At 64.7% G+C, this 17,642-nt stretch carries 16 protein-coding genes; 13 read left to right on the forward strand and 3 right to left on the reverse strand.

All coding sequences use genetic code 11. The annotated features are described in order from the left end of the window. The first annotated feature begins 1 nt into the window (after position 1). The 10 genes from KHO27_RS01975 (at position 2) to KHO27_RS02020 (ending at position 9,171) form a co-directional block, all read left to right on the forward strand. Positions 2 to 523: a chemotaxis protein CheW gene (locus tag KHO27_RS01975; protein ID WP_214501098.1), complete on the forward strand. Its 522-nt coding sequence runs from the start codon at positions 2 to 4 to the stop codon at positions 521 to 523. Next, complete coding sequence (locus tag KHO27_RS01980) at positions 520 to 1,764, forward strand: CheR family methyltransferase (RefSeq protein ID WP_102681602.1); 1,245 nt, start codon at positions 520 to 522, stop codon at positions 1,762 to 1,764. Before KHO27_RS01975 ends, KHO27_RS01980 begins: the two co-directional genes overlap by 4 nt. Next, positions 1,761 to 2,426 carry a chemotaxis protein CheW gene (locus KHO27_RS01985; RefSeq protein WP_250888397.1) on the forward strand — a complete coding sequence of 222 codons (666 nt, stop codon included), beginning with the start codon at positions 1,761 to 1,763 and terminating at the stop codon, positions 2,424 to 2,426. Before KHO27_RS01980 ends, KHO27_RS01985 begins: the two co-directional genes overlap by 4 nt. After that, positions 2,423 to 4,723, forward strand: coding sequence for a hybrid sensor histidine kinase/response regulator (locus KHO27_RS01990; protein WP_110697744.1), 2,301 nt, complete (start codon positions 2,423 to 2,425; stop codon positions 4,721 to 4,723). The genes KHO27_RS01985 and KHO27_RS01990 overlap by 4 nt, the downstream gene beginning before the upstream one ends. Beyond that, positions 4,720 to 5,733 carry a chemotaxis response regulator protein-glutamate methylesterase gene (locus tag KHO27_RS01995; protein ID WP_110697746.1) on the forward strand — a complete coding sequence of 338 codons (1,014 nt, stop codon included), beginning with the start codon at positions 4,720 to 4,722 and terminating at the stop codon, positions 5,731 to 5,733. The genes KHO27_RS01990 and KHO27_RS01995 overlap by 4 nt, the downstream gene beginning before the upstream one ends. Before the next feature lie 51 nt (positions 5,734 to 5,784). Then, entirely contained in the window at positions 5,785 to 6,789 is a 1,005-nt protein-coding gene (locus tag KHO27_RS02000) for a response regulator (RefSeq protein ID WP_214501099.1), read from the forward strand. A 137-nt stretch (positions 6,790 to 6,926) separates the two neighbouring features. Beyond that, a complete protein-coding gene (gene bamJ / locus KHO27_RS02005; RefSeq protein ID WP_038705560.1) occupies positions 6,927 to 7,649 on the forward strand; it encodes a BamJ family beta-barrel-assembly machinery protein in 723 nt (240 codons plus the stop codon). A 281-nt stretch (positions 7,650 to 7,930) separates the two neighbouring features. Then, the gene (locus KHO27_RS02010; protein ID WP_102681605.1) at positions 7,931 to 8,371 is read left to right on the forward strand and encodes a YkvA family protein; all 441 of its coding nucleotides are present in this window, start codon (positions 7,931 to 7,933) and stop codon (positions 8,369 to 8,371) included. 90 nt (positions 8,372 to 8,461) lie between these two features. Then, entirely contained in the window at positions 8,462 to 8,806 is a 345-nt protein-coding gene (locus tag KHO27_RS02015) for a helix-turn-helix domain-containing protein (protein ID WP_214501100.1), read from the forward strand. Further along, positions 8,803 to 9,171: a hypothetical protein gene (locus tag KHO27_RS02020; protein ID WP_023629774.1), complete on the forward strand. Its 369-nt coding sequence runs from the start codon at positions 8,803 to 8,805 to the stop codon at positions 9,169 to 9,171. Before KHO27_RS02015 ends, KHO27_RS02020 begins: the two co-directional genes overlap by 4 nt. 53 nt (positions 9,172 to 9,224) lie before the next feature. On the opposite strand, the gene KHO27_RS02025 is transcribed toward KHO27_RS02020, so the two are convergent. Further along, positions 9,225 to 10,982 (reverse strand): bifunctional diguanylate cyclase/phosphodiesterase, encoded by a 1,758-nt coding sequence (locus KHO27_RS02025; RefSeq protein WP_214501101.1) that lies wholly within the window; start codon positions 10,980 to 10,982, stop codon positions 9,225 to 9,227. A gap of 108 nt (positions 10,983 to 11,090) precedes the next feature. After that, positions 11,091 to 13,172, reverse strand: coding sequence for a carboxy terminal-processing peptidase (locus tag KHO27_RS02030; RefSeq protein WP_214501102.1), 2,082 nt, complete (start codon positions 13,170 to 13,172; stop codon positions 11,091 to 11,093). A gap of 144 nt (positions 13,173 to 13,316) precedes the next feature. Here KHO27_RS02030 and KHO27_RS02035 point away from each other — a divergent pair, with 144 nt between their 5' ends. Next, entirely contained in the window at positions 13,317 to 14,279 is a 963-nt protein-coding gene (locus tag KHO27_RS02035; protein WP_214501103.1) for an NAD(P)H-quinone oxidoreductase, read from the forward strand. Between the two features lie 108 nt (positions 14,280 to 14,387). Here KHO27_RS02035 and nadB read toward each other — a convergent pair whose 3' ends face one another. Beyond that, the gene (gene nadB / locus KHO27_RS02040) at positions 14,388 to 16,001 is read right to left on the reverse strand and encodes an L-aspartate oxidase (protein WP_110697756.1); all 1,614 of its coding nucleotides are present in this window, start codon (positions 15,999 to 16,001) and stop codon (positions 14,388 to 14,390) included. Positions 16,002 to 16,437: 436 nt separating this feature from the next. On the opposite strand from nadB, the gene rpoE reads away from it, so the two are divergent. Then, on the forward strand, positions 16,438 to 17,019 hold the full coding sequence (rpoE, locus tag KHO27_RS02045) for an RNA polymerase sigma factor RpoE/AlgU (RefSeq protein WP_010220971.1): 582 nt from the start codon (positions 16,438 to 16,440) through the stop codon (positions 17,017 to 17,019). A 31-nt stretch (positions 17,020 to 17,050) separates the two neighbouring features. After that, on the forward strand, positions 17,051 to 17,641 hold the full coding sequence (locus KHO27_RS02050) for a sigma-E factor negative regulatory protein (RefSeq protein WP_110697758.1): 591 nt from the start codon (positions 17,051 to 17,053) through the stop codon (positions 17,639 to 17,641). Position 17,642: the final 1 nt, after the last annotated feature.

Here is a 17,642-nt window from a genome sequence, read left to right on the forward strand (position 1 = left end):
GATGAACGAACCGTCCCCTCGCGAGGATCGCGAATCAGCCGGCAAGGGCGTGCTGTACCTGCAATTTCGCATCGCCGACCAGCGCTTCGCCCTGGACGTGCGTGAGGTGATCGAAGTGCTGCCGTGCCGTACCCTCAAACCCATCGCCCAGGCGCCGGGCTGGGTGGCCGGCGTGCTCGCCCACCGTGGTGCGTTGGTACCGGTGATCGACCTGTCGGCGCTGAGCTTCGGCATGCCGGCACAGTCGCGCAGCAGTACGCGGATGGTCCTGGTGCACTATCGCGCTGACCCGCGCCGTCCTCACCTGCAACTGGGGCTTGTCCTGGAGCAGGCCACCGATACGCTGCGCTGTGCCCCCGAGGAATTCCAGCCATACGGCCTGGACAATGCCGAAGCGCGCTACCTCGGGCCGGTGCGCCAGGACGCCCGCGGTTTGTTGCAGCGCATCCAGGTGAACGACCTGTTGTCGGACGCGGTGCGTGAGCTGCTGTACCCCGTCGAGCCCGGGCAGGAGCCAGCATGAGCGAGCAACGTTTCTTCCGTTTCCTGCAGGAACGTATCGGGCTGGACGTGGAGTCGGTCGGCGCAGCGATGGTCGAGCGCGCACTGCGCCAGCGCTGCACGCTCGTGCAGGCTGCGGATCTCGACGACTATTGGCTGCGTTTGCAGCAGTCCAGCGATGAGCAGCAGGCCTTGATCGAGGCGGTCATCGTTCCGGAGACCTGGTTCTTCCGTTACCCCGAATCCTTCACCGCGCTGGCGGGGCTGGCGCACAAGCGTGCGGCAGAACTTGCCGGCGCACGGCCCTTGCGTATCCTCAGCCTGCCGTGCTCGACGGGCGAGGAGCCCTACTCGATCGCCATGGCCTTGCTCGACGGTGGCCTGAGCCCGGGCGCTTTCCGCGTCGATGGCATTGATATCAGCCCCAGTTCGGTGGCCAAGGGCGAGCAGGCGCTTTACGGGCGCAACTCCTTCCGCGGCAGCGAGCTGGCCTTTCGCGAGCGGCACTTCAGCCCAAGCGGCGATACCCATCGCCTGGATGAGCGGGTGCGCCAGCAAGTCAGCCTGCAGGCGGGCAACGTGCTCGACCCGGCGCTCAAGGCGCGTGAAGGGTTGTACGATTTTGTGTTCTGCCGCAACTTGCTGATCTACTTCGATGTTCCGACCCAGCAGCGGGTGTTCGAGGTACTCAAGCGCCTGATCCACGCCCAGGGCGTGCTGTTCATCGGCCCCGCCGAGGGCAGCCTGCTGGCGCGCCTGGGCATGCGCCCGCTGGGGATTGCCCAGTCATTCGCCTATGTGCGCCAGGATGATGCCCCACCGCCTGTTGCCAAGCCGTTGCCGGTTGCGCGCCAGCCAGTCGCGCCGCCGCCGCCGCGTCTCGTGGCACTGCCGCCCCGAGCCGCCAGGTCGAGCGCCGTGCCAGCGGCGCCGGTCCCGGCGCAGGGCGAAGCGCAGTTGCTGGCCCTCATTGCCCGGCAGGCCAATGCCGGTGAAAACCAGCAGGCCAGGGCGGACTGCGAACGCTATCTGCGCCAGTTCGCCCCCAAGGCGCAGGTCTATTACTGGCTGGGGTTGCTCAGTGACACCGAAGGCGATGCCGCGCAGGCCATCACCCATTATCGCAAGGCGCTCTACCTCGAGCCGCAGCACCCTGAGGCACTGATGCACCTGGCCATGCTGCTGGCCGCGCAGGGGGACGATGCCGGTGCCCGGCGCCTGCAGGAGCGTGCCGCCCGAGCTGGCAGGGAGTCTGAACGATGAGCGGCGGATACCATATGCAACTGATCGCCAATGACGAGCAGCCCATCGATGATTGCTGGAACCGCATCGGCGTGCATGGCGACAAGCAGTGCCCGTTGCTGGAGCGGCATGTGCACTGCCGCAATTGCGAGGTGTATGCCGACGCGGCCACGCGCCTGCTGGACCGCTATGCGCTGGTCCAGGACGAGCAGGTCGAAACGGCCATCGTGGAGGAATGCGCGGTCGGCCGCTCGATGCTGCTGTTCCGCCTGGGCGAGGAGTGGCTGGCCCTGGCCACCGCCTGCCTGGCCGAGATCGCCCCGGCGCAGCCGGTGCACTCGTTGCCGCACCAGCGCTCGCGTGTGCTGCAGGGCGTCGCCAATGTGCGCGGTGCGCTGGTGCCTTGCCTGTCGCTCGCCGACCTGCTGGGCGTGCCGACGCAGGCGGGCGCGGAGCGCACCGGGCGGAGCATGCCGCGCATGCTGATTCTGGCGGCCGAGGGCGGGCCGGTGGTGGTGCCGGTGGACGAGATCGACGGCATCCATCGTCTTGACCTTGCGGGCCAGGACAACGGCCGCGATGCGGCGCATTTCACCGCTGCCGTGTTGCAGTGGCGAGGGCGCAGCGTGCGAGTGCTGGATGAACAACACCTGATGTCAGCCGTGAAGCGGAGCCTGTCATGACCCCGGAGCAAATGCGCGATGCGTCGCTGCTCGAGCTGTTCAGCCTGGAGGCCGAGGCCCAGACCCAGGTGCTCAGCGCCGGCTTGATGGCGCTGGAGCGCAACCCTGCGCAACCCGATCAACTCGAGGCCTGCATGCGTGCGGCGCACTCGCTCAAGGGGGCGGCGCGCATTGTCGGCATCGATGCCGGGGTCAGCGTCGCCCACGTCATGGAAGACTGTCTGGTGGCCGCTCAGGAGGGCCGCCTGCTGCTGCGCCCGGAGCATATCGACGCCTTGTTGCAAGGTACCGACCTGTTGATGCGTATCGCGACCCCTGGAGATCAGGGCGGCGAAGCCGCCGTGGCGGTGTTCCTGGCACAGATGACAACACTGCTCGACCCTTCGGCGCCCGTGTCGGTGATCGCGCAGGCTGGCGTTCCAAGCGCGCCGCCCGCTGCCATGCCAGCGCGGCCGGAACCCGAGCCAACGCTCCAGGCCCCCACGGAGCCTGAACCGGAAGCTGAGCCCGTGCCTGCCCGCAAGGCCGGCAAGCGCGGTGGCGAGGGGGGAGAGCGGGTATTGCGGGTGACCGCCGACCGGCTGAACAGCCTGCTGGACCTGTCGAGCAAGTCGCTGGTCGAGACCCAGCGGCTGAAACCCTACCTGGCCACCTTGCAGCGCCTGAAGCGCATGCATGGCCAGGGCATGCGCGGCCTCGATGGCCTGAAGGCCCAGCTGGAAGAGAGCGGGCAGGGGCCGGAGGTGCTGGAAGCGCTGGCCCAGACCCAGCAGTTGCTGGCTGAAACCCAGCAGATCCTCTTGCAGCAGGCGGCCGATCTCGACGAATTCGGTTGGCAGGCCAGCCAGCGCGCGCAACTGCTGTACGACACGGCGCTGGCCTGTCGCATGCGTCCGTTCGCCGATGTGCTCACCGGCCAGAGCCGGATGGTCCGCGACCTCGGGCGCTCACTGGACAAGCCGGTGCGCCTGTTGATCGAGGGCGAGAAGACCCAGGTCGACCGTGACGTGCTGGAAAAGCTCGAGGCACCGCTGACGCACCTGCTGCGCAACGCGGTCGATCATGGCATCGAACTGCCCGAGCAGCGCTTGCTGGCCGGCAAACCGAGCGAGGGCACCGTGCGCCTGCGCGCCTCGCACCAGGCCGGGCTGCTGATCCTCGAACTGTCTGACGACGGTGCCGGCATCGATCTGCAGCGCTTGCGCGAGAGTATCGTCGAGCGCGCATTGTCACCGGCCGAGACGGTGGCGCAGATGAGCGAGGCCGAGCTGCTGACATTCCTGTTCCTGCCGGGGTTCAGCCTGCGCGACACGGTCACCGAAGTGTCCGGGCGCGGTGTCGGCCTGGATGCGGTGCAGCACATGGTCCGTGAGCTGCGCGGCTCCATCGAGTTGACTCAGGTGGCCGGCCAGGGATGTTGCTTCCATGTGGAAGTGCCGTTGACCTTGTCGGTGGTTCGCAGCCTGGTCGTCGAGGTGGGCGGCGAGGCCTACGCCTTTCCGCTGGCGCATATCGAGCGCACCGTCGACGTGGCGGCCGAGGCCATCGTGCAGATCGAAGGGCGGCAGCACTTCTGGCACGAAGGGCGACACATCGGCCTGGTGGCCGCCAGCCAGCTTCTCAACCGGCCGGCGGCCCAGGGCGACGAACAGAGCCTGCGGGTGGTGGTGATCCGCGAGCGCGAGCAGCTCTATGGGGTGGCCGTCGAGCGGCTGATCGGCGAGCGGGTGCTGGTGGTGATGCCGCTGGATCCCCGCCTGGGCAAAGTCCAGGACATCTCCGCCGGGGCCTTGCTCGACGACGGTTCGGTGGTGCTCATCGTCGATGTCGAGGACTTGCTGCGCTCGGTGGACAAGCTGCTCAGCACCGGCCGCCTGGAGCGTATCGAGCGCGGTGGGCGGGGCGCCAAGGGTGCGGTGCGCAAGCGCATCCTGGTGGTCGACGACTCGCTCACCGTGCGCGAGCTGCAACGCAAGCTGCTGGGCCACCGCGGCTACGAAGTGGCGGTGGCCGTGGATGGCATGGACGGCTGGAACGCGCTGCGCAGCGATGATTTCGACCTGTTGATCACCGACATCGACATGCCGCGCATGGACGGGATCGAGCTGGTCACCCTGGTGCGGCGCGACAACCGCCTGCAATCGCTGCCGGTGATGGTGGTGTCCTACAAGGATCGCGAAGAAGACCGGCGTCGTGGACTGGATGCCGGTGCCGACTATTATTTGGCCAAGGCCAGCTTCCATGACGATGCGTTGCTGGATGCGGTCGAGGAGCTGATCGGAGGTGCCCAGGGATGAGAATCGCCATTGTCAACGACATGCCCATGGCCGTCGAGGCCCTGCGCCGGGCGTTGGCATTCGAGCCTGCGCACCAGGTGATCTGGGTCGCCGGCAATGGCGCCGAGGCGGTGCGCCTGTGCGCCGAGCAGACGCCGGACCTGATCCTCATGGACCTGATCATGCCGGTCATGGACGGCGTGGAAGCGACCCGGCGAATCATGGCCGAAACCCCCTGCGCCATCGTCATTGTCACCGTGGATCGCAAGCAGAACGTGCACCGGGTGTTCGAGGCCATGGGCCATGGCGCCCTGGATGTGGTCGACACCCCGGCATTGGGCGCGGGCGATGCACGCGAGGCAGCCGCGCCACTGCTGCGCAAGATCCTCAATATCGGCTGGCTGATCGGCCAGCAGCGGCCCAGCACCGCTCGGGCCGTGGCCGTGCCGCTGCGCGAGGCCTCGCAGCGCCGCGCGCTGGTGGCCATCGGCTCGTCCGCGGGTGGGCCGGCTGCCCTGGAGGTACTGCTCAAGGGGCTGCCGCGCAGTTTTCCGGCGGCCATCGTGCTGGTCCAGCATGTTGACCAGGTATTCGCCGCCGGCATGGCCGAGTGGCTCAGCAGCGCCTCTGGCCTGCCGGTGCGCCTGGCCCGCGAGGGTGAATCGCCGCAGCCGGGGCAGGTGCTGCTGGCCGGCACCAACCACCATATTCGCCTCCTTAAGAATGGCGAGCTGGCCTACACTGCCGACCCCGTCAACGAAATCTACCGGCCCTCGATCGATGTGTTCTTCGAGAGCGTGGCGCGTTGCTGGTCCGGCGATGCGGTGGGCGTGCTGCTCACCGGCATGGGGCGCGACGGCGCCCAAGGTCTGAAACTGATGCGCCAGCAGGGTTTCCTGACCATCGCTCAGGACCAGCAGAGCAGCGCGGTGTATGGCATGCCCAAGGCCGCCGCGGCGATCGACGCGGCGGTGGAAATACGTCCGCTGGAGCGAATCGCCGGACGACTGATGGAAATCTTTCCGAAATGACGATATGTATTGAGTCGCGCCGCGTGGCCGGCAGTAGACGGGTGATTACGCATGAATGATCTACCGATCGAAGGTTTCACGACCATCAACGAAAGTGCGGCGATGGTCCTGCTGGTCGACGATCAGGCCATGATCGGCGAAGCGGTGCGCCGTGGCCTCGCCCATGAAGAGAACATCGACTTCCACTTCTGCGCCGACCCGCACCAGGCGGTGGCCCAGGCCATGCGCATCAAGCCCACGGTCATCCTCCAGGACCTGATCATGCCGGGCCTCGATGGCCTGACCCTGGTGCGCGAGTACCGCAGCAACCCTACCACCCAGGACATTCCGATCATCGTCCTGTCGACCAAGGAGGACCCGCTGGTCAAAAGCGCGGCCTTCGCCGCCGGGGCCAACGACTACCTGGTCAAGTTGCCGGACACCATCGAGCTGGTGGCGCGTATCCGCTACCACTCGCGCTCCTACCTCACCCTGTTGCAGCGCGACGAGGCCTACCGCGCGCTGCGCGTGAGCCAGCAGCAGTTGCTCGACACCAACCTGATGCTGCAGCGGCTGATGAACTCGGACGGCCTGACCGGGTTGTCCAACCGCCGTCACTTCGACGAGTACCTGGAGCTGGAATGGCGCCGGGCGATTCGCGAGCAGCAGCAGTTGTCGCTGCTGATGATCGACGTCGACTATTTCAAGGCGTTCAACGACAGTTTCGGCCACCTGGCCGGCGACGAGGCCTTGCGCAAGGTGGCCGAGGCCATTCGTGGCTGCTGCTCGCGTCCTACCGACCTGCCGGCGCGTTATGGCGGCGAGGAATTCGCCCTGGTGCTGCCCAACACCTCGCCCGGTGGCGCGCGCCTGGTGGCCGAAAAACTGCGCCAGACCATCATGGGCCTGAAGATCGCCCATACCGTGCCCGAGGCGGCGTCGCACCTGACCGTGAGCATCGGCCTGGCGACCCTGACCCCGAGTGTCGGCAGCCATTGCCGGCAGCTGATCTCGGCGGCGGACAAGGGGCTGTACCTGGCCAAGAACAGCGGGCGCAACCAGGTCGGGATCGCCTGAGTCAGTTCCTGCAGGGGCTCACCCAGGAACTTCCAGCCCCCAACCCGCTCTTATGCCGGTAGCCATTGGTCGCGGCCGCCTGCTAAGCTCGCGGCTTTACCCTGATTGCCCTCATGGCGCATGAACAAGGAAATTACATGAAACAGCATCGTTTGGCGGCCGCGGTTGCCCTGGTAGGCCTGGTCCTCGCCGGTTGCGACGCCCAGACCAGCAGCGTCGAGCTGAAGACCCCAGCACAGAAGGCCTCCTACGGTATCGGCCTGAACATGGGCAAGAGCCTGGCCCAGGAAGGCATGGACGACCTCGACTCGAAGGCCGTCGCCCAAGGCATCGAGGACGCTGTTGGCAAGAAGGAACAGCGCATCAAGGACGAAGAGCTGGTCGAAGCCTTCACTGCCTTGCAGAAGCGCGCCGAAGAGCGCCTGACCAAGGCCAGCGAGGAAGCAGCCGCCGCCGGCAAGAAGTTCCTCGAGGAGAACGGCAAGAAACCTGGCGTGATCACCACCGCCTCGGGCCTGCAGTATGAAGTGGTGAAGAAGGCCGATGGCCCGCAACCAAAGCCGACCGACGTCGTCACCGTCCACTACGAGGGCAAGCTGACCGACGGCAAGGTATTCGACAGCTCCGTCGAGCGCGGCAGCCCGATCGACCTGCCGGTCAGCGGCGTGATCCCGGGTTGGGTCGAAGGCCTGCAACTGATGCATGTCGGCGAGAAGTACAAACTGTACATCCCGGCTGAACTGGCCTACGGCGCCCAGAGCCCGAGCCCGCTGATTCCGGCCAACTCGGTCCTGGTGTTCGACCTGGAACTGCTGGCCATCAAAGACCCGGCCAAGGCTGGCGAAGCACCGGCCAAGTAACAGCCGTCGTGTTGCATGAAGACGCCCCGTTTCGACGGGGCGTCGTCGTTTTCAGCAGTGCTTGACGCGAACCGTTGGCGTCATTCACTGTCGCAAGCAGTGCCCGGCCTGAATACAGGTGCCTTTGTCGCAAAACGTTTGCGCGCTTGAAACGGTTGTGTAAAAAACGCCCGATTCGTACCCGGCCCTTGCCCGGTGGGCACCACGTGGCATCAATGCCGCCCTGTTCACAAGGTTATCCACAATAAATGTGGATAACCTCCGGCTCCTGTGGAGGCCCCATGAGCGCACCTTGGAATTTCACCCGCTTCCTGCCCCTTGCCGAACGCTTGCTCAGCCGCGGCCGGCTGCCGGCATTGCTGTTCGCAGTGGCGCGCAAAGGGCCGAGGCTGGGCCAGCTGCGCGAGGACCTGCGCCTGATGCAGGCGCTTTGCCTGGCCTGGTGGCGTGGCGAGTACCGCGCTGTCAGCCCCAAGGCACTGGTGACCATCGTCGCCGGGCTGCTCTACTTCGTCAGCCCACTGGATGCCATCCCCGACTGGCTGCTGGGTGTCGGCCTGCTCGATGACATCGCCGTGCTGGGCTGGGTGCTCAAGACCGTGGCTGATGAGCTGGGCCGCTTCAAGGCCTGGCGCGACAGCCAGGCGCCGGAGCGGCTGCGCGTGGTCGAACGGTTGCCGGAAACCCCCGAAGCGCTGCGCCTGGAACGGCCCGGTAGCTGATTCCGCACAGACCCCCGAGGTTGGTAATATAATTGGCATAAGGGTTATGCCTACGGATTACATGCCGTAATCCAACGTCAAGGGGGTTGTATGGGTATTCAGGTCATCAGCCGGGACGGTCAGCCCGAGTACGCAGTGGTTCCCTGGGAGCAGTATCAGGCGTTGCTCGCGGCCGCAGGCCAGGCACCGGCCAGCGCACCCGTCACCGCCAGCAATGTTGCCAACACTCAACCAAGCGCCAGCCTGTCCTCACTGGCTGAGCTGGCGTCCTTGCGTCAGGCCAAGGGGCTGGCGCCGGAGCAGCTGGCACGCAGTGTCGGCATTAGCCCGGCATACCTGGCCATGATCGAGTCCGGGGAGCGCCGCCCCGACGCGGCCATTCTACGCAGCCTGGCGTGGCACTTGGGCGTGGCCGGCTGGAGCGAGCCGTCATGAGCCAGGTCAGGATCAGTCGTCAGCAATGGCAGGGCCTGCTGAGCGAGCTTGACCTGGCCCGCCGGCAACGCCATCTGCTGACCTACCGGGCACTGCTCGAGCGTTTGCAATTGCCCAGCCCGGCCATGCAGACCTTGACCGCAGCCCTTGAGTACCTGGCGGTGCTCGACGCCCGCGCCGAGCAGCCGCTGCGCAGTTCGCTGGTGATCAGCCAAGGCGCCAGCCGCCTGCCACGCACTGGTTTTTTCGAGTGTGTCGAGCGTCTGGGGCGGTTTTCCGGGCCGGTGGACGGTATGGAGGCGGCATCCTGGCATGCCTCGGAAGTGGTGCGGGTGTTCGAGTACCGCTACCCGGAAGAGGCCTGAACCGCGCAGAGGGGCTACCTGGCGCGGTAGCGTTTGCCGGAGGCTGCCAAGGTTTACTCCAATACCGTCGTATCGATCAGGCTCAGGCTCGCCCCGCCGTTTTCCTTGGCCTTTCTTTTCGCCTGTGAGGCGAGCTCGGCCAACTGGCCGGCATCCAGCCCGGCGCAGCTTCCAGACTTGAGCCAGACCACGCCGATCGACAGCGACAGCAGTTCGAAGGTTTCCCGTTGACCCTGACGGTTATGGGCAATAAAGCATCCGGCCTCCAAGTGTTCACCGCGATAGAAGCGTCGACATTGCCGGGCGAATGCCTCCAGTAGCAGTTCAAGCCGCGCTTGCCAATCTGCCGAGCCCAATACCAGCATGAAATCATCCCCACCAATATGGCCGACGAAATCCCTGCTTGGGTCGACGCAGTCGCTCAGGCATTGCGCCAGGCACAACAGCACTTCGTCGCCACGGGCATAGCCATAGATATCGTTGAAGGGTTTGAAGTTGTCGATATCCACGTAACATACGGCGGCCTCGCGCCGTTGCAGCAGCAGGCGCGCCAGGCACTGCTGGATCGGTACGTTGCCGGGCAGCAGGGTAAGTGGGTTCGCGTGCCTGGCCTGCTGGATCTTCTGTTCGGTGATCAGCTTGAGTACGTCGATCACCCGCCCCAACCCCAGATAACGCCCACTCTGGGTGATGATGAAGTCTTCCTCGATACGCTGGCGGGCGCGGCTGGTAAGCAGCCGGCTGACCTGCTGCAGCGACTGGCTGCGCTCAACGGCGAGAAAGTCCTGGCTCATCAACCGGCTGATTGGCTTGCGGGCGAACAGGTCGGTACCAAAAGGCTTGAGCAGGGCATCGGCAAGTGAATGGCGGTGGACGATACCGCATGGTTTGCCACGTTCGTCCAGTACCGCGAGCGAATTGAGGTTGGCCTGGCGGTGGAACGCCTCGAGCACTTGCTGAATGGGGGTATCGCGCGTGACCGAGGGTTGCAGGATGAGCAGGGCGCTGAGATCGCTGCTGTCCTCGTCCAGCGCCACAGCGGTATCCGGTGCCGGGGGCAGCAGGCCGAGGCTGTCACCTGGGGGAAACTCCTGGGGGCGCCCCAGCAGGTAGCCCTGGACCAGGTCCACGCCCATGTCGCCCAGTATGGCCAGTTCCTCGGCCAGTTCGATGCCTTCGGCGATCACCTGGGCGCGGGAAGCGCGTGCGATCTGCAGGATCGAGCCGACGAACTCACGCTTGAGCGGGTCCTGGTGGATGCCATCGATGAAATGGCGGTCGATTTTCACGTAGTCCGGGCGCAGTTCCGACCACAGTCGCAGGCTGGAGTAACCAGCACCCAGGTCATCCAGGGCGATGGAAAAACCCATGTCGCGGTAATGGTGCAGGGCGTTGTACAGCAGTTGGAAATCTTCGGTGGGCGTCTGCTCGGTCAGTTCGATGACCACCCGGCTGGGGGCCAGGCCGACCTGTTCGAGCATTTGCAGGGTGCGCCCGGAAGGGTAGTTGGGTTCTACCAGGGACTCGGGCGAGACGTTGAGAAACAGCTGGCCCGCCAGGTTCAGCTCGCTGAAGCGTCGGCAGGCGGTTTCCCTGCACAGCACTTCCAGTTCACCCAGGCGACCGGCCTGGCGGGCGATGGCGAACAGGTTCAGGGGTGAGTGCAAAGGGCTGTTGGAGGGGCCGCGGCTCAGGGCCTCATAGCCGAGGATGCGCCGTTCGGAGAGGCAGACGATGGGTTGGAACAGACAGTGGATGCTGCGTTGAGCCAGGATGGCACTCAATGCGCTGAGCTGTTCGGTGACGGTCATGGACTGCTTCCTGAATTGAAAAGGGCCAAACGCTTGCACGTTCGGCCCTTCCATTTCACGACAGTCCGATGACTGTTTGATGACAGGTCACATTATTTTGCCATCACTTCAGTGCTTGGCCACCGAGGTGCTGAGGCTCAGGTAGTCGAGCAGGATGCGACCGGTCTCGGACAGGTAGGCATCGTCCTCGGGCTTGGTGTCGTCCGGCTCGGCGGGCAGGGCGTCCTCGTCCTCTTTCTTCAGTTCCTTGAGCGGCTCTTCGCCCTTGGCCTTGCGCCGGATGTTCTCCAGCGCCAGCTGCTTGGCTTCGATCTCGTCGTGGCGGGCGCGACGCTGCTGCTCGTTGAGGCTGACGGTCTTCTCGTTCATCAGCTTCTGGGTCAGTGCCAGGCGGTCGCGGATGTAAACGAACTCGGCATCCTTGTCACTGCGCGCCTCATGCTGCGCTTTGAGCTGGGCGAGGAACGGCTTGAACGGATCGGAGGCAGGCTTGACCACTGGACGGATGGTGTCCCACGGCATGGCTTCAGGCAGGGCGCTTTCACCGATTTCCTTGGTGTCGATGATCGACGGGTAGGCGATGTCCGGCAGCACGCCCTGGTGCTGGGTACTCTGCCCGGAGACCCGGTAGAACTTGGCCAGCGTCAGCTTGAGTTCGCCATGGTTGAGCGGCTGGATGGTCTGCACGGTGCCTTTGCCGAAGGTCTGGCCACCGATGATCAGCGCACGGTGGTAGTCCTGCATGGCGCCGGCGAAAATTTCCGAGGCGGACGCCGACAGGCGGTTGACCAGCAGTGCCAGCGGGCCTTTGTAGAACGCGCCGGGGTTCTCGTCCTCGAGCACGTCGACGCGCCCGTCGCTGTTGCGCACCAGCACGGTCGGGCCCTTCTCGATGAACAGGCTGGTCAGCTCGGTGGCTTCCTGCAGCGAGCCGCCACCGTTGTTGCGCAGGTCGATGACCACGCCGTCGACTTTCTCTTTCTGCAGCTCGGTGAGCAGCTTCTTCACGTCGCGGGTGGTGCTCTTGTAATCCGGATCGCCAGCGCGGTATGCCTTGAAGTCCAGGTAGAAAGCCGGGATCTCGATGATGCCGAGCTTGTAGTCACGGCCATCCTGCTTGAGCTTGAGCACCGACTTCTTCGCCGCCTGCTCCTCGAGCTTGACCGCTTCGCGGGTGATCGAGACGATCTTGCTGGTCTGGTCGTTCGGCGCGTTGCTGGCCGGGATGACCTCCAGGCGCACCACCGAGCCTTTCGGGCCGCGGATCAGCTTGACCACTTCGTCAAGGCGCCAGCCGACCACGTCGACCATTTCCTTGTTGCCCTGGGCGACGCCGATGATCTTGTCGGCCGGCGCCACCTGTTTGGTCTTGGCGGCAGGGCCGGCCGGTACCAGGCGTACGATCTTGACCTGGTCGTTGTCGCTCTGCAGCACCGCGCCGATGCCTTCGAGCGACAGGCTCATGTTGATGTCGAAGTTCTCGGCGTTGTCCGGCGACAAGTAATTGGTATGCGGGTCGTAGGACTGGGCGAAGGTGTTGATGTAGGCCTGGAAGATGTCTTCCGCGCGGGTCTGGTCCAGGCGCGCCAGCTGGTTCTTGTAGCGCTTGCTCAGGGTTTCCTGGATCTGCTTGGGATCCTTGCCGGCAATCTTCTGGCGCAGCACTTCGTCCTTGACGCGCTTGCGCCACAGGTCGTCGAGCTCGGCCTGGTTCTTCATCCACGGGGCGTCCTTGCGGTCGACCAGCAGGTCTTCCTTCACCGTGAAGTCGATCTTGTCGGCACCCTTGGCCAGCTCCGCCAGGGCGAAGTCCAGGCGCGACTTCACGCGGTCCAGGTAGCGCTTGTAGATGGTGAAGCCCGGCTCGAGGTTGCCACTTTTCAGGAAGTCGTCGAACTGGGTCTTCCATTTGTCGAATTCGGCGATGTCGGCTGCGGTGAAGTAGCTGCGCGAAGGGTCGAGCAGCTTGATGTAGCTGTCATAGATGATGACCGAACGGGCGTCGTCCAGCGGCGGCTTGCTGTAGTGGTGGCGCTTGAGCAGCTCGACGATGTTGAGGCTGGCGACTACTTCGTCGCGGTCCGGCTGCAGGCTGTCCCACTTGTTGGCAGCGGCCGCATTGCCACCGAGCGTGAGGCTGCCCAGGCCGATCATGAGGGCGAGGGCGGTGCTGGGGAGGAAATGCTTCATGCTGATTCGACGTGGAGGCAATTGATCACGCATAGTAGGCCGTCTTATCCGTTCGCCGGTTCCATCGGAGCCGGACGCATACTGCAAAAAGCCTGGGACTTGGCGTGCCCAGGCTCGGTCATATGATTCAACTATGGAGGCACTGTGAAGGCATTGCAAGGCGTTGACGGACATGTGGCGTGGGTCGAGGCCGAGCGCCCGGCCTGCGATGCCGGGCAGGTACGTATCCGCGTGGCCGCCGCGGGCCTGAACCGCGCCGACCTGCTGCAGCGGGCGGGGCTGTACCCGCCGCCTCCTGGTGCCAGCCCTTATATGGGGCTGGAATGCGCCGGCGTCGTAGAGGAAGTCGGAGCGGGTGCCGATTGGCGTGTGGGCGACCGGGTCTGTGCATTGCTCGCCGGTGGTGGCATGGCCGAGGAGGTGGTGGTCGACGCCCGTCATGTGCTGCCGGTGCCCGAAGGGTTGAGCCTGCAGGAAGCCGCTGCGATTCCCGAGGTGTATGCCACGGCCTGGCTGAACATCTTCCAGCTGGGGGCATTGAAGGCTGGCGAGAAGGTATTGGTGCATGCCGGGGCCAGTGGTGTGGGCTCGGCGGCGATCCAGCTGTGCAAGGCCTTCGGCAACCCGGTGTGGGTCAGCGTCGGCTCGCCGGAGCGGCTGGCCTACTGTGAGTCGCTGGGGGCCGCAGGTGGGGTGGTGCGCAATGGCAACCTCGATGACCTCAAGCAGCTTGGTCCATTCGATGTGATTCTGGACCCGGTGGGCGCCAGTTATGCGCCGCTCAACCTGCAGCTGCTGGCCCGTGACGGGCGTTGGGTGATCATTGGTCTGATGGGCGGACGCAAGGTCGAGCTGGACCTGGCGCTGGTGTTGGGCAAGCGCCTGGAAATCACCGGCTCCACGCTGCGCAACCGTGATGACGGGTTCAAGGCCGAATTGTTGCGCGAATTGCGCCAGCAGGTGTGGCCGTTGTTCGCCGAGGGGCGACTGTCGCCACAGCTGGTCGATACCTATCCGGTCGAATTCGCCGAAGCGGCCTATGCGGAACTGGCAAGCAACCAGGTTTCCGGGAAGCTGGTGCTGGTGATCGATCCAGCCCTCGTTTGATGGCGGTTCGTGGGAGCGGGCTTGCGCCGCGATGACGATACAGAGGCTGTCATCCCTTCGCGGTGCAAGTCGGATCGCCGCATCGGCGCTCCCACGCCTGTCCATGTCTTACTCGTGGTTCGGTGGCACCAGGATCGTGTCCCTGGCCTCAGGCAGCATCCCTGGATAATCCAAGGTGTAATGCAGGCCCCGGCTTTCCTTGCGCTGCATGGCCGAACGGATCATCAGCTCGGCCACCTGCGCCAGGTTGCGCAGCTCTATCAGGTCACGGCTGACCTTGTAGTTGCTGTAGAACTCGTCGATTTCGTCCAGCAGCATGCGCACCCTGTGCTCGGCCCGTTGCAGGCGCTTGCTGGTGCGCACGATGCCCACATAGTCCCACATGAAGCGCCGCAGTTCGTCCCAGTTGTGCGCGATGATCACGTCCTCGTCCGAATCGGTGACCTGGCTGGCATCCCAGCAGGGCAGGGCGCGGGGCATGGCGACCTGGTCCAGGCGCGCCTCGATGTCGGCGGCGGCGGCGCGGCCGTAGACGAAGCATTCGAGCAGCGAGTTGCTGGCCATGCGGTTGGCGCCATGCAGGCCGGTGAAGCTGGTTTCGCCGATGGCGTACAGGCCGGGCACGTCGCTGTGGCCATGCTCGTCGATCATTACCCCGCCACAGGTGTAATGGGCCGCAGGCACCACCGGGATAGGCTGGCGGGTGATGTCGATACCGAAGGTCAGGCAGCGTTCGTAGACCGTCGGGAAATGGCTCTTGATGAAGTCGGCCGGCTTGTGGCTGATATCCAGATAGACGCAGTCCACCCCCAGGCGCTTCATCTCGTGGTCGATGGCGCGGGCGACGATATCCCGTGGCGCCAGCTCTTCACGTGGGTCGAAGCGCGGCATGAAACGCTCGCCGTTGGGCAGGCGCAGCAGGGCGCCCTCGCCGCGCAGGGCCTCGGTGATCAGGAAGCTCTTGGCCTGCGGATGGTACAGGCAGGTTGGGTGGAACTGGTTGAACTCCAGGTTGGCCACCCGGCAGCCGGCGCGCCAAGCCATGGCGATGCCGTCGCCGCAAGCACCGTCGGGATTACTGGTATAGAGGTAGACCTTGGCCGCGCCGCCGGTGGCCAGCACGGTGAAACGGGCACCGAAGGTGTCCACCTCGCCGGTGTTGCGGTCCAGGACGTAGGCGCCAAGGCAGCGATCTCCGTCCAGGCCCAGGCGCCGCTCGGTGATCAGGTCGACGGCCACGCGCTGTTCCAGCAACTGGATGTTCGGCCGCTTGCGCGCCTGCTCCAGCAACGTGGTGAAGATAGCGGCACCGGTGGCGTCGGCGGCATGGATGATGCGCCGGTGGCTATGGCCCCCTTCGCGGGTCAGGTGGAACTCGAAACCACCATCGTCGACGCTGTAGTGTTCGTCGCGGGTAAACGGCACGCCTTGCTCGATCAGCCACTGGATGGCCTCGCGGCTGTGCTCGACGGTGAAGCGCACGGCATCTTCATGGCACAGGCCGCCACCGGCGTTGAGCGTGTCTTCGACATGCGACTGCACGGTATCTGTGTCATCGAGCACCGCGGCGACACCGCCCTGGGCCCAGAAGGTAGAACCGTTGGCCAGGTCGCCCTTGCTCAGCACGGCAATGCGCAGGTTGCCGGGAAGGTTCAGTGCCAGGCTGAGACCGGCGGCACCGCTACCGATCACCAGGACATCATGTTGGAATTGTTGGCTCATGTCGGGACACTAGTAATCTTTGGAGGGGGCACGGCACAATAGTCGGGCGCCGATGGCATTGTGAAACTATCGTGAAACCGGGTCGGGGTGCCTTTATAGCAGCCCCGGGCGCCTGATTTCCAATGGCACTTGCGGGTGGGTGGCGATCTTTGTGGGAACTTTCCGATACCCCTGGAAATCCTATACAGGCTGCCCGTACGCCACAGGTTGCTGCGGCGACGCAAGGCGCCGGCTCTATTCTGGGCTGGCACCTGCGTAACGAAAACTGATTATCGGCGCAGCCGGCCGTGACCGCGTTGCGTCTTCCGTGCGAGCCGACCAAGGGCCGCAGGAAACTTGCTTGGAGGGGAGAACTTTTGCGAAAAGCCCGAGTCTATGGTTGCAAGCCTGAACGATGGCTGTTGCAACGCTCCTTCGAGATCACTGAGGAGTGTTCATGCTAACCCAGGAAGAGGATCAGCAGCTTGTCGAGCGCGTGCAGCGTGGCGACAGGCGAGCGTTCGATCTGTTGGTGCTGAAGTATCAGCACAAGATTCTCGGGTTGATCGTGCGTTTCGTACACGACACCCATGAAGCGCAGGACGTGGCGCAGGAAGCCTTCATCAAGGCATACCGTGCGCTTGGGAATTTTCGCGGTGACAGTGCGTTCTACACCTGGCTGTACCGCATCGCCATCAACACGGCGAAGAACTACCTGGTATCCCGTGGAAGACGGCCACCAGACAGCGATGTGAGCTCCGAGGATGCGGAGTTTTATGACGGCGATCATGGTCTCAAGGATCTCGAGTCCCCAGAGCGCGCGTTGTTGCGGGATGAAATCGAAGGCACCGTCCATCGAACCATCCAGCAATTGCCCGAAGACTTGCGCACGGCACTGACCCTGCGCGAATTCGACGGACTGAGTTACGAAGACATTGCCAGTGTCATGCAATGTCCGGTGGGTACCGTGCGCTCTCGAATCTTCCGCGCTCGGGAGGCCATAGACAAAGCCCTGCAACCTTTGTTGCAGGAAACCTGAGACAGCGGCGACAGCCAAGAGAGGAACCGCCATGAGTCGTGAAGCTTTGCAGGAATCGCTGTCCGCGGTGATGGATAACGAAGCGGACGAACTGGAACTGCGTCGCGTGCTGAACGCCGTCGACGATGCCGAAACCCGTGCCACCTGGTCGCGTTACCAGGTTGCCCGTGCAGCCATGCACAAGGAGCTGCTGCTGCCCAAGCTGGACATCGCCTCGGCGGTTTCCGCGGCGCTGGCCGACGAGGCCGTGCCGGCCAAGGTCAAGCAGGGCCCGTGGCGCACCATCGGCCGCCTGGCCGTGGCCGCTTCGGTAACCGTTGCCGTACTGGCGGGTGTGCGTTTGTACAACCAGGACGAGATCACTGGCGCCCAGCTGGCCGCCCAGCAGCCAGCCCAGCAGGGCCTGAGCATGCCGCAGGTGCAAGGCCCGGCCGTATTGGCAGGCTATAGTGAAGGTAACGAGCAACCAACCGGGCCGATGGCCAACGGTGTGCTGCAGAACCAGGCCGGTTGGGATCAACGCCTGCCAGGCTACCTGCGTCAGCACGCTCAGGAGTCCGCGCTGAAGGGCAACGAAACCGCGCTGCCTTACGCTCGCGCCGCTAGCCTGGAAAACCGCTAAG

Origin of the sequence: Pseudomonas sp. RC3H12, from assembly GCF_018596375.1 — a bacterium.
Lineage (GTDB): Bacteria > Pseudomonadota > Gammaproteobacteria > Pseudomonadales > Pseudomonadaceae > Aquipseudomonas.